This window comes from Klebsiella michiganensis, from assembly GCF_015139575.1.
In the GTDB taxonomy this organism is placed as follows: domain Bacteria; phylum Pseudomonadota; class Gammaproteobacteria; order Enterobacterales; family Enterobacteriaceae; genus Klebsiella; species Klebsiella michiganensis.
On record NZ_AP022547.1, the window covers coordinates 4,703,823 to 4,718,063 of the forward strand.

General features: G+C 58.9%; 14 protein-coding genes. 8 read left to right on the forward strand and 6 right to left on the reverse strand.

The window, feature by feature from the left end; all coding sequences use genetic code 11:
* Window positions 1–4: 4 nt before the first annotated feature.
* The 4 genes from JLG71_RS22105 to JLG71_RS22120 are packed head-to-tail and all read left to right on the forward strand — an operon-like array spanning window position 5 to window position 3,410.
* Complete coding sequence (locus JLG71_RS22105) at window positions 5–904, forward strand: branched-chain amino acid ABC transporter permease (protein WP_004099333.1); 900 nt, start codon at window positions 5–7, stop codon at window positions 902–904.
* Window positions 904–1,953, forward strand: a complete 1,050-nt coding sequence (locus JLG71_RS22110) for a branched-chain amino acid ABC transporter permease (protein WP_004848115.1) — start codon at window positions 904–906, stop codon at window positions 1,951–1,953. Before JLG71_RS22105 ends, JLG71_RS22110 begins: the two co-directional genes overlap by 1 nt.
* The gene (locus JLG71_RS22115) at window positions 1,940–2,722 is read left to right on the forward strand and encodes an ABC transporter ATP-binding protein (RefSeq protein ID WP_014228113.1); all 783 of its coding nucleotides are present in this window, start codon (window positions 1,940–1,942) and stop codon (window positions 2,720–2,722) included. Before JLG71_RS22110 ends, JLG71_RS22115 begins: the two co-directional genes overlap by 14 nt.
* On the forward strand, window positions 2,715–3,410 hold the full coding sequence (locus JLG71_RS22120; protein ID WP_048261359.1) for an ABC transporter ATP-binding protein: 696 nt from the start codon (window positions 2,715–2,717) through the stop codon (window positions 3,408–3,410). The genes JLG71_RS22115 and JLG71_RS22120 overlap by 8 nt, the downstream gene beginning before the upstream one ends.
* A 107-nt stretch (window positions 3,411–3,517) precedes the next feature.
* On the opposite strand, the gene JLG71_RS22125 is transcribed toward JLG71_RS22120, so the two are convergent.
* A complete protein-coding gene (locus JLG71_RS22125) occupies window positions 3,518–3,700 on the reverse strand; it encodes a hypothetical protein (RefSeq protein WP_004129481.1) in 183 nt (60 codons plus the stop codon).
* Between the two features lie 1,125 nt (window positions 3,701–4,825).
* Here JLG71_RS22125 and JLG71_RS22130 point away from each other — a divergent pair.
* Genes JLG71_RS22130 through JLG71_RS22145 form a run of 4 tightly spaced genes read left to right on the forward strand, consistent with a single transcriptional unit; the run spans window position 4,826 to window position 7,889 of the window.
* The gene (locus JLG71_RS22130; RefSeq protein WP_200913821.1) at window positions 4,826–5,635 is read left to right on the forward strand and encodes an ABC transporter substrate-binding protein; all 810 of its coding nucleotides are present in this window, start codon (window positions 4,826–4,828) and stop codon (window positions 5,633–5,635) included.
* A 13-nt stretch (window positions 5,636–5,648) separates the two neighbouring features.
* Window positions 5,649–6,467 carry an amino acid ABC transporter ATP-binding protein gene (locus tag JLG71_RS22135; protein ID WP_014837542.1) on the forward strand — a complete coding sequence of 273 codons (819 nt, stop codon included), beginning with the start codon at window positions 5,649–5,651 and terminating at the stop codon, window positions 6,465–6,467.
* Window positions 6,464–7,216, forward strand: a complete 753-nt coding sequence (locus JLG71_RS22140) for an amino acid ABC transporter permease (protein WP_014228108.1) — start codon at window positions 6,464–6,466, stop codon at window positions 7,214–7,216. Before JLG71_RS22135 ends, JLG71_RS22140 begins: the two co-directional genes overlap by 4 nt.
* Window positions 7,206–7,889, forward strand: a complete 684-nt coding sequence (locus JLG71_RS22145; RefSeq protein WP_025107213.1) for an amino acid ABC transporter permease — start codon at window positions 7,206–7,208, stop codon at window positions 7,887–7,889. Before JLG71_RS22140 ends, JLG71_RS22145 begins: the two co-directional genes overlap by 11 nt.
* A gap of 27 nt (window positions 7,890–7,916) precedes the next feature.
* On the opposite strand, the gene JLG71_RS22150 is transcribed toward JLG71_RS22145, so the two are convergent.
* Genes JLG71_RS22150 through ecpA form a run of 5 tightly spaced genes read right to left on the reverse strand, consistent with a single transcriptional unit; the run spans window position 7,917 to window position 14,089 of the window.
* A complete protein-coding gene (locus JLG71_RS22150; RefSeq protein WP_014837540.1) occupies window positions 7,917–8,621 on the reverse strand; it encodes a fimbrial biogenesis chaperone in 705 nt (234 codons plus the stop codon).
* A complete protein-coding gene (gene ecpD / locus JLG71_RS22155; protein WP_134899450.1) occupies window positions 8,590–10,203 on the reverse strand; it encodes a fimbrial adhesin EcpD in 1,614 nt (537 codons plus the stop codon). Before ecpD ends, JLG71_RS22150 begins: the two co-directional genes overlap by 32 nt.
* Window positions 10,204–10,222: 19 nt before the next feature.
* Complete coding sequence (locus JLG71_RS22160; RefSeq protein WP_046877023.1) at window positions 10,223–12,748, reverse strand: fimbrial biogenesis outer membrane usher protein; 2,526 nt, start codon at window positions 12,746–12,748, stop codon at window positions 10,223–10,225.
* Window positions 12,749–12,773: 25 nt separating this feature from the next.
* Complete coding sequence (locus tag JLG71_RS22165; protein WP_014228103.1) at window positions 12,774–13,442, reverse strand: EcpB family pilus assembly chaperone; 669 nt, start codon at window positions 13,440–13,442, stop codon at window positions 12,774–12,776.
* A gap of 59 nt (window positions 13,443–13,501) precedes the next feature.
* Window positions 13,502–14,089: a common pilus major fimbrillin subunit EcpA gene (ecpA, locus tag JLG71_RS22170; protein ID WP_004848092.1), complete on the reverse strand. Its 588-nt coding sequence runs from the start codon at window positions 14,087–14,089 to the stop codon at window positions 13,502–13,504.
* Between the last annotated feature and the right edge of the window lie 152 nt (window positions 14,090–14,241).

A 14,241-nucleotide genomic window follows, 5' to 3' on the forward strand; every position in this document is an offset into this window, starting at 1 on the left:
TCAGATGGATGGTGCCATTTTTCTCCAGCAAGTGGTCAATGGAATGAGCCTTGGGGGCATGTACGCCCTGATTGCCATCGGTTATACGATGGTTTATGGGGTGCTGCGCCTGATCAACTTCGCCCATGCGGACGTAATGATGGTCGGGGCGTTTACCACCCTGTTTTTGTTTTCTTCCATTGGGCTACCCTTCGGGGTAGCCGTTTTCCTGACCCTCGCGCTGTGCGGCCTGTTCGGCATGCTGATCGACCGGGTGGCCTATCGCCCGCTGCGTCAGGCATCAAAAATCTCCATGCTGATCACCGCCATCGGCGTCAGCTTCTTCCTCGAAAACCTGTTCAACGTGCTGTTTGGCGGCAGCTCGCGCTTCTTTTCCGCACCGGAATTTTTCAACAACACCCGCGCCTTTGGTGACGTGATTATCACCAACGTGGCGTGGATCGTGCCGCTGATCACCGTCCTGCTGCTGCTGGCGATCCTCTGGCTGCTGTACCGCACCCGCTACGGGATGGCGATCCGCGCGGTGGCCTTCGACGTTAATACCGTGCGCCTGATGGGCATCGACGCCAACCGCATTATCTCGCTGGTGTTCGCCCTCGGCAGCAGCCTCGCGGCGCTGGGCGGGGTGTTCTACTCCATCAGCTACCCGACCATCGACCCGCTGATGGGCGTGCTGATCGGCCTGAAGGCCTTCGCCGCCGCGGTGCTCGGCGGAATCGGCAGCGTCACCGGCGCGGTGCTCGGCGGCTTTATTCTCGGCTTTACCGAGGTGGTGGCGGTCGCTCTGTTTCCCGAGCTGGGCGGTTACAAAGACGCCTTTGCCTTTATGTTCTTGATTCTGGTCCTCTTGTTCCGCCCGGTTGGCATTATGGGCGATGAACGTCTGGAAAGGAGCCGTTTCTGATGCTCAACGCTACGACTACCGCCGGGGCGCAGCTGCGCAACCTGGTCATTATTGCTCTCTGCGTCGCGCTGCTGGCCGGGATCAACGTCGTCTTCAACGACTACATTATTCGCGTCATCAGCACCATTTTCGTCTTTATGATCCTCGCGGTCAGCTACAACCTGATCAACGGCGTGACCGGCCAGCTGTCGCTGGAGCCCAACGGCTTTGTGGCGGTCGGCGCTTACGTCACCGCCCTGCTGATCCTCCCCAGCGACAGCAAGCTGGATATGTTTGAGATGGCCGCGCCCAGCCCGTGGATCCTCGTGCTGCACGCCGGGTTCCTGCCCGCGCTGCTCATTAGCGGCCTGTGCGCGGCGGCGCTGGCGGTTTGCCTTGCCCTGCCGGTCTTCCGCGTGCGCGGCGACTACCTGGCGATTGTGACCCTCGGCTTCGGCTTTATCATTAAAATCCTCGCTATCAACAATCCGCAGATCACCAACGGCGCCATTGGCCTCAACGATATTCCGCAGCAGCCGCATCTCCTGTTCTGGTGCGGGCTGTTCGCCCTGCTGGCGACCGGGATGATTTTGCAACTGGTGTGGTCGAAGTACGGGCGAATGATGAAAGCGGTGCGCGACGACGAAGACGCCGCTATCGCCATGGGCGTGAACACGTTTCGCATTAAAACCTGCGCCTTCGCCACCAGCGCCTTCTTCGAAGGGATCGGCGGCGGCCTGCTGGCCTCGCTGCTGACCACCATCTCGCCGGGCCTGTTCGACTTTATGCTCACCTTCCAGCTGCTGATTATTATCGTGCTCGGCGGCCTGGGCAGCACCACCGGCGCGCTGCTCGGCACCGTACTGGTGGTCGGCAGCGGCGAGTGGCTGCGCTTTCTCGACCAGCCGCTCCAGTTCTTCGGTCACGATCTCGGCGCGTATCCGGGCCTGCGGATGGTGGTGTTCTCGCTGCTGCTGCTGATCATCATGCTGTTCGCCCGCGAAGGTCTGCTGGGCAAAAAAGAGATTTGGCAAGTGGGCAAAAGGGGCCGCGGCTATGGCGCAAAATAAGGTCATTTTACAGGTGCAGGACGTGACCATGCAGTTCGGCGGCCTGCGGGCCATCGACAGCGTCAGTTTCCACGTCGACGAAGCGGAAATTTTTGGCCTGATTGGCCCCAACGGCGCGGGCAAAACCACGATGTTCAACGTCATCACCGCCAACTATAAGCCGACCAGCGGCAGCGTGACCCTGGCGGGAAAATCGCTGAAGGGGCTGAAGCCGAACCGGGTGGTCAACGCCGGGATCGCCCGCACCTTTCAGAATATCCGCCTGTTCAACTCGATGACGGTATTAGAAAACGTGATGGTCGGCCTCGACAGCGCCAGCCGCTATTCGCTGCTGGAAGCGGCGCTGCATATTGGCCGCTACTTCCCCGCCGAGCGGGCGGCAAAGGCCAAAGCGATGGCGATTCTGGACGATATCGGTATCGCCCATTTCGCCGACGTGCAGGCCACCAACCTCAGCTACGGCAACCAGCGCAAGGTGGAGATCGCCCGCGCGCTGGCGACGTCGCCAAAATTGCTGCTGCTCGACGAGCCCGCCGCCGGGATGAACCCGAAAGAGACGGAGGATCTGGCGGATCTGATCTTCCGCATGCGTAACGACTATCAGCTCAGCGTACTGCTGATCGAGCACGATATGCCGTTCGTCAACAAGCTGTGCGAGCGGGTGATGGTGCTGGAGTACGGCAAACCGCTGTTTAGCGGCCTGATGTCCGAAGCCATTCAGGATCCGGACGTGATTTCCGCCTACCTGGGGGACGTTCGTTATGCTTAGCGCGCGCGAGTTAAAAGTGTTTTACGGCGTGATTCAGGGGCTGAAAGGGGTGGACATTGATATTCACGACCGGGAGATTGTGACCCTTATCGGCAGCAACGGTGCGGGGAAAACCTCCACCCTCAACGGGATCGTCAACCTGGTGCGCTCCACGGGGCGGGTCAATTTTCTCAACGAGGATATTTCCCGCAGCCAGACGCATCAGATTGTGCGTAAGGGGCTGGCGCTGGTGCCTGAAGGACGGCGCATCTTTACCAACCTGACCATCGAAGAGAATCTGCGCATGGGGGCCTACAACAATCTCGCCGGCTTTACCCGCCTGCGCGATCGCATGTACAGCCTGTTTCCCCGGCTGAAAGAGCGGCGCGGCCAGATGGCGGGAACCATGAGCGGCGGCGAGCAGCAGATGCTGGCGATCGCCAGAGCGTTGATGAGCGAGCCGGTACTGCTGATGCTCGATGAGCCAAGCCTCGGCCTGGCGCCGAAAATTGTCGGGGAGCTGTTTGCGACGATTAAGCAGCTGCGGGAAGAGAATATTACCGTGCTGCTGGTAGAGCAGAACGCCACGGCGGCGTTGACCATCGCCGATCGCGCCTATGTGCTGGAGAATGGGAAGATTATGCTCTCTGGTCCGGCGCCGGAGGTGCTGGCGAATCCGGAAATCAAACGGATGTATCTGGGGGGATAAAGCTGTTCAGGGCTGCGGCTTCGCTTCCTGCGTCGCCGCAACCGCAAACAGCCTCGCGCTACACAAAGCACACCTCGTTCCAGTAGGCTTCACGCGTCCTGCGCCGCTCAGTATGTTTTATCATGGCGAAACCACCTTGTTTCAACGTTGCCAAGCTCAATTCCGTAGAGACTGGCGACCGGTAATATTGCCTCCATGATGCGTTGGGTATCCTGCTGACCGGCTTCACCGCCGGATCCAGATAAAGAAGCCAGCCAGCCCGTTATGCGTTGCCACAGCGCCACTTTCATTTTTCTCCTCCGTCGGGAAGCATTTTTGCCTGTGTCTATTTCAACCACAGTTGACGGCGGGCGGGAAATATCAATTCCGGATTTGTAATTCTGTGGGATGCATATTGGGGCCTTTCCCGGATTGCGACGTAAACGTCTTATCCGGGCTACACGACCCCAGACGACTGAGGCCCCGTAGCCCAGCCAAGCGCAGCGCAGGCTGGGAAGGACCCGCAGCGTTTGCCGAAGCCTGATTTGTAATTCTATGCCTAAGGGTTCCGTTCACTCGCAATCTGCAGAAAATGCCTCACCGCTACCCGTGAACGGGTAAAGGGGGGAGAAAACCGTCTCCCCCTTTACAATCCCCGCGGTCCCGCAAAGAAATCGGTGCTGCGCACTGCGCTCACCTCCCGGTCCTCAGCCTGCGGTCGGCTCAACTCGACATCACTGTCTCGATTCGCCTCTGGCCGCCATCCCTGGCGGCCAGCCCTTGTCTTCCGACCTCCGGTTCGCCGATTTCAGCGGGCACCAGGGCATCGCTGCGAGTCTTGTGGTTTCAGAAAGATACCAATAGCTGACGGAATGTCTCCCCAGGCCCCGTAGCCCAGCCAAGCGCAGCGCAGGCTGGGAAGGACCCGCAGCGTTTGCCGAAGCCTGATTTGTAATTCTATGCGTAAGGGTTCCGTTCACTCGCAATCTGCAGAAAATGCCTCACCGCTACCCGTGAACGGGTAAAGGGGGAGAAAACCGTCTCCCCCTTTACAATCCCCGCGGTCCCGCAAAGAAATCGGTGCTGCGCACTGCGCTCACCTCCCGGTCCTCAGCCTGCGGTCGGCTCAACTCGACATCGCTGTCTCGATTCGCCTCTGGCCGCCATCCCTGGCGGCCAGCCCTTGTCTTCCGACCTCCGGTTCGCCGATTTCAGCGGGCACCAGGGCATCGCTGCGAGTCTTGTGGTTTCAGAAAGATACCAATAGCTGACGGAATGTCTCCCCAGTTTGGTAGCACAGAGCCGGGTAAACAATATCCACAACTTTGTTAAGTTCTTTTTCGTTATAGATAAGAACTTTTTCTTCTTTGCCGCCGACGGGCGATTTGTGGGAGCGTGATAAACACAAAACAAAACAGGGATTCAGGGGAATAACAATGCGCATTGCAAAAACAAAAATCGCGCTGGCGCTGGGCATGCTGGTGCTCGCCGCGCAGGCTCAGGCCGATCAACTAGCCGATATCAAAGCCGCCGGCGTGGTCAAAGTCGCCACCTTCGACGCCAACCCGCCGTTCGGCTCGGTAGACCCGAAAACGCATAAAATCGTCGGCTACGACGTGGACTTCGCCGAAGCGCTGGCAAAATCGCTCGGCGTCAAGCTGGAGCTGGTCGCCACCAACCCGGCCAACCGCATTCCGCTGCTGCAGTCCGGTAAGGCCGACCTGATCGTAGCCGATATTACCATCACCCCGGAACGCGCCCAGGTGATTGATTTCTCAACGTCTTACTTCGTGACCGGCCAGCAGTTCCTCGTCCCGGCAAAATCGCCGGATAAGCTCGATGATTACAGCAAAGCGCGCATCGGCGCGGTAAAAGGCACCACCGGCGAACAGGCGCTGCATCAGCGTTTCCCGCAGTCGCGCGTGCTCTCTTATGACGATATTCCGCTGGCGCTGACCGCCCTGCGCAACGGCAACGTGCAGGCCATCACCCAGGACAGCACCATCCTCGCCGGACTGCTGGCGGAAGCGCCGGACAAGGCGAACTTCAAAATCATCCCCGACCTGCTGAGCAAAGAAGAGATTGGCGTCGGCGTGAAGAAAGGCGAACCGGCCCTGCTGAAAGCGGTCAATGACGAGCTGGTCAAGCTGGAGAAATCCGGTGAAGCGGCCAAAATTTACGACGTCTGGTTTGGCCCGAGCACCAAAACCCCGCAGCCGCGCGCCTTTACTATCGAAGCGAAATAAGCAGAGAAAGATGATGTTATCGGCTCTATTTTCACGCTCCGCGGCATCGTCCGCGGATTTTTCGCATCTGCAGCGCGCCAGCATTGAGTTTCGCGATGTCGCCAAAAGCTACGGCGACCATCGGGTGCTGAACGGCGTAAATTTACAGGTTGAACCCGGCGAAGTAGTGGCGATCCTCGGCCCTTCGGGATCGGGCAAATCAACCCTGATCCGCCTGATCAATCAGCTGGAATCCCTTAGCGGCGGCGAGATTCTGATCGACGGCAAACCGACGCGCCAGCTTACCGGCAGCGCCCTGCGCCAGCTGCGCAGCCGGGTCGGCTTCGTTTTTCAGCAGTTTAATCTCTACGCCCACCTGACGGCGCAGGAGAATATTACCCTCGCGCTGGAACGCGTTCACGGCTGGAGCAAAAGCGCCGCCCGCGAGCGCTCTCTGGCGCTGCTCAGCCAGGTTGGCCTGGCGGATAAAGCCCGGCAGATGCCTGCCCAGCTCTCGGGCGGTCAGCAGCAGCGGGTGGCGATCGCCCGCGCCCTCGCCTCCTCGCCGCAAATCATTCTGTTCGATGAACCCACGTCGGCGCTGGACCCGGAGATGATCGGCGAAGTGCTGCAGGTCATGAAAACCCTCGCCCACAGCGGGATCACCATGGTGGTGGTGACCCACGAGATGCAGTTCGCCCGCGAGATTGCCGATCGGGTGGTGTTTATCGATGGCGGCGATATTCTCGAAGTCGCGCCGCCGGCCGAGTTTTTCGCCCGGCCGCAGCACGCCCGCACCCGCCGTTTCCTGCAGAAGGTGCTCGATCCGCTGCACCAGGAGAGTGAGGCGTGATCCCACATCTCGACTGGCATGGCGTGCTGAGCGGGCAGCCGCTGCAGTGGATCATCTCCGGTTTTCTCACCACCGTCTGGGTCAGCGTCGCGGGGATGATTCTGGCGACCGTGCTGGCCGTCCTGCTGCTGGCGCTGCGTCTCGGGGGCGGAAGGCCCGGCCGATGGCTGGTGGCGGCCTGGGTTTCACTGTTCCGCAATACGCCGCTGCTGGTCCAGCTGCTGTTCTGGTATTTTGCCGCCTGGAATCTGCTGCCGCTGGGGGCGCGAGATTTTATCAACGACGACCACAGCTGGTCGATTCTGCCGGGCAACGTCTGGTGGCTGACGCCGGAGTTTCTCTGCTCAATGTGGGGACTCGGGGTCTTTACTTCGGCGTTTCTGATCGAAGAGATCGCCTCCGGGCTGCGCGCCGTTAGCCACGGCCAGCGGGAAGCGGCGCTGTCGCAGGGGTTTACGCCGTGGCAGGAGCTGCGCCACATTCTGCTGCCGCAGGGGCTGGCTAACGCCTGGCAGCCGATTATCGGCCAGTATCTGAACCTGATGAAGCTCTCCTCGCTGGCGAGCGGTATCGGCTTCGCCGAACTGACCTATCAGGTGCGGCAAATCGAGAGCTACAACGCGCATGCGCTGGAGGCGTTTGCCGTCGGCACCGCGCTGTATCTGGCGCTTGGGGTGCTCATGGGCGTGGCGCTGACGCGTCTCGGTCCGGGAAGGGATCAGCAAAGGAGAGCCGGCTATGAACGCTAACCTGGCGGTTATCGTTGATAACCTCGATTATCTGCTGTGGGGACGGCTGGCGGACGGTATTCCCGGCGGCGTGGTGCTGACGCTGCTGATGGCAGTCGGCGCCGCCGCGCTGGCGCTGCCGGGGGGCGTGCTGCTGGCGGCCATCGCCTGGCGCTACGACGGGATCGTGCGGCGGCTGCTCTTCCTGTGGGCGGAGATTATTCGCGGCATCCCGCTGATCTTCGTCATTTTCTGGCTGTGGTATCTGCTCCCCATGCTCACCGGCAGCGACCTGCCGGGCGCGGTCACCGTCACGGTGGCGCTGGCGTGGTTTACCGCCGCGTCGGTGATGCACTCGGTGCTGGCGGGCCTGCAATCGCTGCCCCGCGGGCAGTACGAAGCGGCGCTGACTCAGGGTTTTGCCCCCGGACAGACGCTGCGCCTTATTCTGCTGCCGCAGGCTCTGCGCAACGTTCAGCCCTCGCTGGTAGGGATATTTATCGGGCTGCTCAAAGACACGTCGCTGGCGTTTATCGTCAACGTGCCGGAACTGACCACCGTCGCCGGGCAGGTCAATAACCGGGTGCAGATTTACCCGCTGGCGATATTTGTCTTTACCGGCGCGGTTTATTATCTGCTGTGCTGCGGCCTGAGCCTGCTGGCGAACCGCCGCTATGCCGGGCGTACGGTTTAGCGACGAAGCGCGAAAAAAGCTGCCCGGTTAGTTCACCGGGCAGTCTTTGGTCATTTTTATAAATTTATCGTTATAGATGATGTAGTGGTTCCCCGGTTGGCGCAGCGAGGCCTGGCGAACAACGTCCCCGGGCCGTAAATACCATGCATCCCCTTCCTCTTCCGTCGTATCGCACCCGGGCTTGATCAGCAGCTTAAACCAGGTATTCCCGGTATTGCTGACGGTGCCCGCCGCCCGATCGTAGGCCCACTTGAACCGTACCTCGCGCGGGCGCACAACCAGAATCGTGTCCATCACCACCACCGGATCCATACTCACCTCGGTACCGCTTTTATTACGCATCACGTAATTGCGGGTGGGTATTTCACGAAAGGAGACCCGGTAATAGCGCTCACGGTCATCTTTCGGGCCGTGGTAATAAAACTTAAAATACTCGCTCTCCCCCGCCTGCAGGGTAAGCTGACGCGGGGCAAACAGCAGCTCGCCGTCCGCCGGGCGAGAACGCACCTCTTTGCCGCCGGGGCGGTCGATAGCGACAATAGAAACCCGATACAACCGGGCGCTTTTATTGTTATTAATCACCCGTTTAGACGCGAAGTTATCTTCCGCCGCCAGCGAGAAGGTTAAATTACCCACCGAGATGGCCTGCGCCGCGGTCGCGAAGCCGAGCGACAGCAGGCAGATAAGCATCCGCAGCAAATTAGTTAATGTTACGCCACGTCGCCTGAACATGAATTTCTCCTGAAGCACTCACTTCACCAAACCAGCCGTTATCTTCCACCGTGCGCAGCGATATCGGGTTATCCATCGGAATGGAAAACGTCACCGTCGTTTTGTCCATCTGCCCGACGTCGCCGGAAATATCCGTCCACGGCGTGGTTAACCACAGGGCGTCGGTCATATCGCGCCAGGTATCATCGCATCCGGCATCGTAGGTTTTGATGGTCCCGGTCTGGGTGGTAAACGCCAGCGTCGCCGGGAACGGTACTCTCGACGTGCCGTCGGGTGAACTAAAAATACAGTATGAACGTCCGCCGATCGCCTGCGTTGGCCCGGTCACTTTAATGAGCACTTCATCGGCGGCGGTTTTGCCGCTGGTGGTGACAATATAGCCAAAGTCCAGCGACGGCTCGCCGCTGCCCACGTAGCCTTCGCGCGTCGGCGCCGAAATGTACTCATCGGAAATAATGCTGATGCTGAAGTCGCGCGGTTTAATAATCAGGGTGTTGGAGGTCGAAAACTCGTACCAGCCTGACTCCGGCGAGGTGGTGTTATAGAAACGGAAATTAAACAGATCTTTAGTGTTCACGTCGCTGATGCCCAGCGTGACCATCTGCTTAAAAAAGTTGCTCGAGAAAAAGACGTAAACCGAGTCAGATGATTTCATCTCATTAAACGTATAGTACTGGGAGATGCCGCTCACCGGCTTCCATGAATTCCCATCCAGGCTGAACTGCATATCATAACTTCCGACCGCGGAAGCCAGCGCCGAGTTGCTGATCGCCGGAAAAATATGAATTGAGGTATTACTCAGGCCATTGTGCTGCAAATTGTAGTTCACCATTTTGCAGCTCAGACCGGAACGGGAGCCGATAGTCTGGGTGCGGCAGTCGGCGTTCCCCTCGCCCAGCGTCGGGACCCCGTCGCTGTTGATAAAGACTTCCGCCAGCGCATGGGTGTTAATCAGCTTCAGGTTTGCCGCTTTAGTATGGGTGACTTTGCGCACGTACCAGTAACCTGAAGCCTGATCTTTACAGCGCGCTCCGCTGCTGGCGTCGTAGCTCACCGACGTCATGCAGGAGTTGATGGTCATCGAGAAGCTGCTGCCCACCGACATCTGCTGCAGATACTGGTAGAAAGCGTCGGACATCATGCCGTGCATCCACTTTTGTCCGCCGGAGGTCACCGTCGCGCCGTAGAAGCCGCTGGCATCGCTGGTTTGCGGCAGAATCAGGCTGGTGGCCATATCGCAGCCCGCATACCAGTTGATACAGCGCAGCCCCTGTAACGGATGAGATGCGGGAGAGTTATCCAGCCACATATCGAAGAACCAGTTGGCGTACAGACCGGTGTTATAGCCATTGTCGATATAGCCCAGGCTCTGCTGATAAATGGTGCCCGAGCCGTTATATTTCAGCCCGGTCCAGCGGTTAGCCCCGGTCATTCGCGGGTCCAGCGCGCCGCCCGGGGTGACAAAGAAGTTATCGTCCGAGTTGTTTTCCACGAAAACAAACTGCATGGCCGCCGCATCCGGCCAGGTGGTTTTGGTGACCGCGGCGTTGACCCGCGTCACGCACAGCGCCGCCGTGAACATCACTAAACATGCCAGCCATTTAGCTTTCATTACCTTCTCCTGTCTGCTGCGTGCGGGCATAGGTGGAGAGGCCGCTACAGACCACATCGCCCACCCACACCGCGCCGCGCGCCTGGCTCAGCTCCAGCGCCACTTCGCAGCTCTGGTTTTTACCGTAACTGAAATCGATGGTGGGATATTTTTTATCCACGTCCATCACAAACTCACCGTTCTCATCGGTGCGGGTACGACCGATATGGTTATTAATCCGCGCGTTAGCCAGCAGCGTGCCGTCTTCCGCGCGGATACGCCCGGAGACCGTCACCATCTGCTTCACTTCCGGCTCAATCACCGCCACGTTGCCCGGATAAAGGGTCAACTGGCTCTTACGCCCGGTCACGATATCGTAGCTATCGAGCGAGTTTTTACTGTTCTGCAGCTCCACTTCATAACGGCTGTACGGCGACAGCGGCAGGTAATTACGGTTGCCGGAGAGCTGCACAATACGGCCGTTAACCTTGGCGCTGAGCTTGCCGTCATCCTCAAGGCCGGTTTTGAAAATCACCCCGGCGTTGCCGTCGGTGCGGCCGCTGGCGGCGATATTTTTCCCCTGCCAGCCCACGCTGCCGTTGGCGGTCAGGTTGGTGTTCACATAGCCATCCACGCCGCTGTTCACATTCAGCGTGCCGGTGGAGTAGCGGGTATCAAACTGAGCATACGCGCCGCCGCTGAGGGTTTTGTCATCGCCGGTATCGCCGGAAATGGCGCGCGAAACGTTCGCGCCGATGGTGCGAATACTGCCTTCATCAAACTGTTTACGCGCCGACAGGTTGGCCATGGTGTAACCGTTCTGGTGCGTCATCCCGGCGCTGAACCAGTTGCCGAGCGGCAGCGAGAAATCGAGCGCAATATATTTCCCGGTGCTGGCGCTGCTGTCGCCGTTATTAAAGCGCTGTACGCCCGCGCGCAGGCCCAGCGATCCCCATGAGCCGGTGTAAAGCGTCTGGTAGTAATCCGCCGTGTAGTAATGGCTGTTATAGCGGCGGTCGTCGTTATAGCTGATGCTGAAGGTACCCAGCTTTGACCAGAGTGAATTGAGGTTCAGCGTGCCGCCGATGGCCCGGTTGTCGGCATTACTGCGCCGTATCCGGTCGCCAATCTGCGTTTTTTCCTGGTTGACCCACACCGAACTAAAGCCGCCGGGCAGCGTGGCGCTGATGCTGCCGATGCTGCTCCAGGAGCTGTCGCTGGCCAGCATATTCTGCAGGTTCACGTTAATGGACTCGGCGATCGGCAGGGTCAGGCGCGTCTCGGCGACGGCGTTGTTATCATAGCCGTAGCCGGTGGCCGCCCAGCTTAAGGTACTGAACGACCCGGAGGCCGAGGCCCCCGCCAGCCAGCTATCTTTTGCCGGAAGCGTTTTTTTACCGCTTTCGGACCAGCGATCCATATGGAAGCTGCCGCCCCAGAATTGCCAGGCCAGCGGCGCGCCGGCGCCGCGTCCGCGGCTGAACAATTTATTGACCCGCTGGGTGCGTTTGCTGACCACCCGGCCGTTCACAATCACTTCAACATCGACATCATAAATCCCGTACGGCAGGCCGCGGGTGTCGACTTCATGGTTACCCATGGCAAAGTTCTGCACGCTCATCAGGCGTCCGTCGCGGGTCAGATGGACTTCCCCGGCGGCGGGTAAAAAGGCGACCACCGGCGTAGCCGACTGGGTGTTATCGAACACCGTCGAACTGGCCTGGTTGCCCCAGGAAGCGCCGTAGATCTTCCCTGCCGAAACGGCGGTCATCGGGCCAAGGGACTGTAAATTCCAGGTATCCAGCATCCCGCCCGCAAAGCGGTGACCGGCAAAGTCGCGTTCATACATCGCTTTATAGACGTCGCTGTCCTGATTGCCGGAGCCAATACCGTAAAGCGAGCCGTCCAGCACCACGTGGTGCTCGCGCAGCGCGGTAACGTTGTTCAGCGACAGATAGCTGGAGGTATTATTGCCGCCGTTGCGCATCTGGTTGTTATAGACCCCGAGGTTATAGTTCAGGGTGCTGCTAAGGGTGTTGACGCTGGACTGACCGATATCTTCGCTGCGCGAGCGCAGCACCGTACCCAGCGCCTCTTTTTTTACCACCAGCTGCAGAAGCAGCTGGCGCAGGCTGAGCTGTAGCCGGGCGTCATCCGTCAGGCTAATGTTAAGATCTTTGCTGAAAGCTTCATTGGCCAGCGCGGTCAGCTGTTTGCGGGTCTGCTCGCTGACGGTGGCGTTATTATCGTTTTCTTCCAGCTGAATCTGCCGAACGCGCAGAACGCCATTATCCAGCCAGATAAAGGCATTGCCGATCCGCTGATCGTCCTGGGTACCGGTGCTGCCTTCAAGATGAATAAACAGTGGGATGCTCATTCCGTCCTGCAGCGCCTGGCTGAAGGCCTGAGGGATAATCACGCCGCCGATTTGCTGTACTTTGTCGGTGGCGGCAGTGACGCTAAACGGAACCAGCAAAATGACCATGCCGGAGGCAAGGAGTGTTTTTAATCCTGGAGCGTTCCCTGGTAGAGCCATAATGTTGATCCGTCAGAAGAAATGTCTATTTCACGGGAACAAACTGCTCGCCCTGCCAGAGCGCGACCCGTCCTTTTTTATCCGCCACATTCACGCGCGTGAAGCGCCGTTCTTTTCCCGGCATCAGGAAATAATTTTCCTTGCACTCTTTACCGTCAGCCGGCTTCAGACACGGGCCGTAGGCAAGAATGCGCAACGTCGCGTTACCGGTATTGACCAGCGTGCCGTTGGCGTACTGATAGCGGAAGTTGGCTTTTCTTGGCGCGACCACCAGGATGGTGCCGATCCGCGCCGAGGCCGTCGCTACCGCGCTGCGGGTCGAGCCATTGCGCTGAGCATCGCTGAGCGCCTGATCGAACCAGACAATGCGGTAATAGCGTTCTTTATCGTCCGCCGGGCCTTTGTAGAAAAAGCGGATCACGTCGCTGGCCTTCGCGGGCAGCAGCAGACTGGCGGGGGTCAGTAAAATCTCGTCCTGCTTATCCATCGGGATCACCTTGCCACCGTCCAGCGGCGAAGAGAGGCGTTCCATATGGATGTTAATTAAGCGACCGCTGTCGGTCGTGTTCTTGATCTCTTTGCTCAGCGTGCTGCTGCCGCTGTTCATAAATGAAGAGATATCGCCCACATCCAGCGCCAGGGCTGGCGTCATTGTGCTGAGCAACAGGCCGATGGCCAGAATGTGTTTTTTCATATGAATTCAATCCGTGAAATAAGGCAGGGGGAGCCCCCCTGCCTGGTGCTACGAGAGGATCAGCTGGTCCAGGTCGCGTCGAACTGTACGCTGACGTCGCCGCTCCAGATACCTTCCGGCAGCGTGCTGTAGTCAGTAACGGCAGTGGTGCCATCGGTGGTGCCGCTGATGATGGAGAACGTGAAGCCGTCCTGAGCGGTGGTGCGACCGGCGACGTTATAGCCGTTAGACAGCGCGCTGAGGTTGCCGCCCAGGGTGCCCGCCGCGGTGTCGATCATGGTGGTGTCAGCCGTTTTTTCGACCGCAGCGCCGTTGTAGTCAACGCCCACGCTCAGGGTGGAACCAGAGGTATCCAGCTGAGTCAAGGTGTTGGTGATCAGACGAGAGGTCAGCTTGAATGCGGTCGCGGTGGCGTCACCTTCGATAGCCACATCAAACAGGCCTTTCTGTGAGTTAAAGCCTTTAACCCCTTCGGCATACTGGAAAGCCAGGCTGCCCAGCGGAGTCACCACCAGCTTGCTGGTAGTGTCTTTTTTGGCGGTTGCGGACCAGGTAGCGACTGCCTGAGCAGTAACGTCAGCTGCCTGAGCGACACCCATACCGGCAAACGCGGTTACCAGAGCAATTGCAAGAACCTTTTTTTTCATAGCTTTTTCATCCTGAGTTTATTAAGGGACCTGATGTCCCACGTCTGTGTGCATTCCCGCCATAGTTCAGGCCGCATCATTATTATCTGCGACGCAAATTATTTTGGGCGTTACGACCTGGTGCACAATTTTAAAAACAACGTTTATTACTA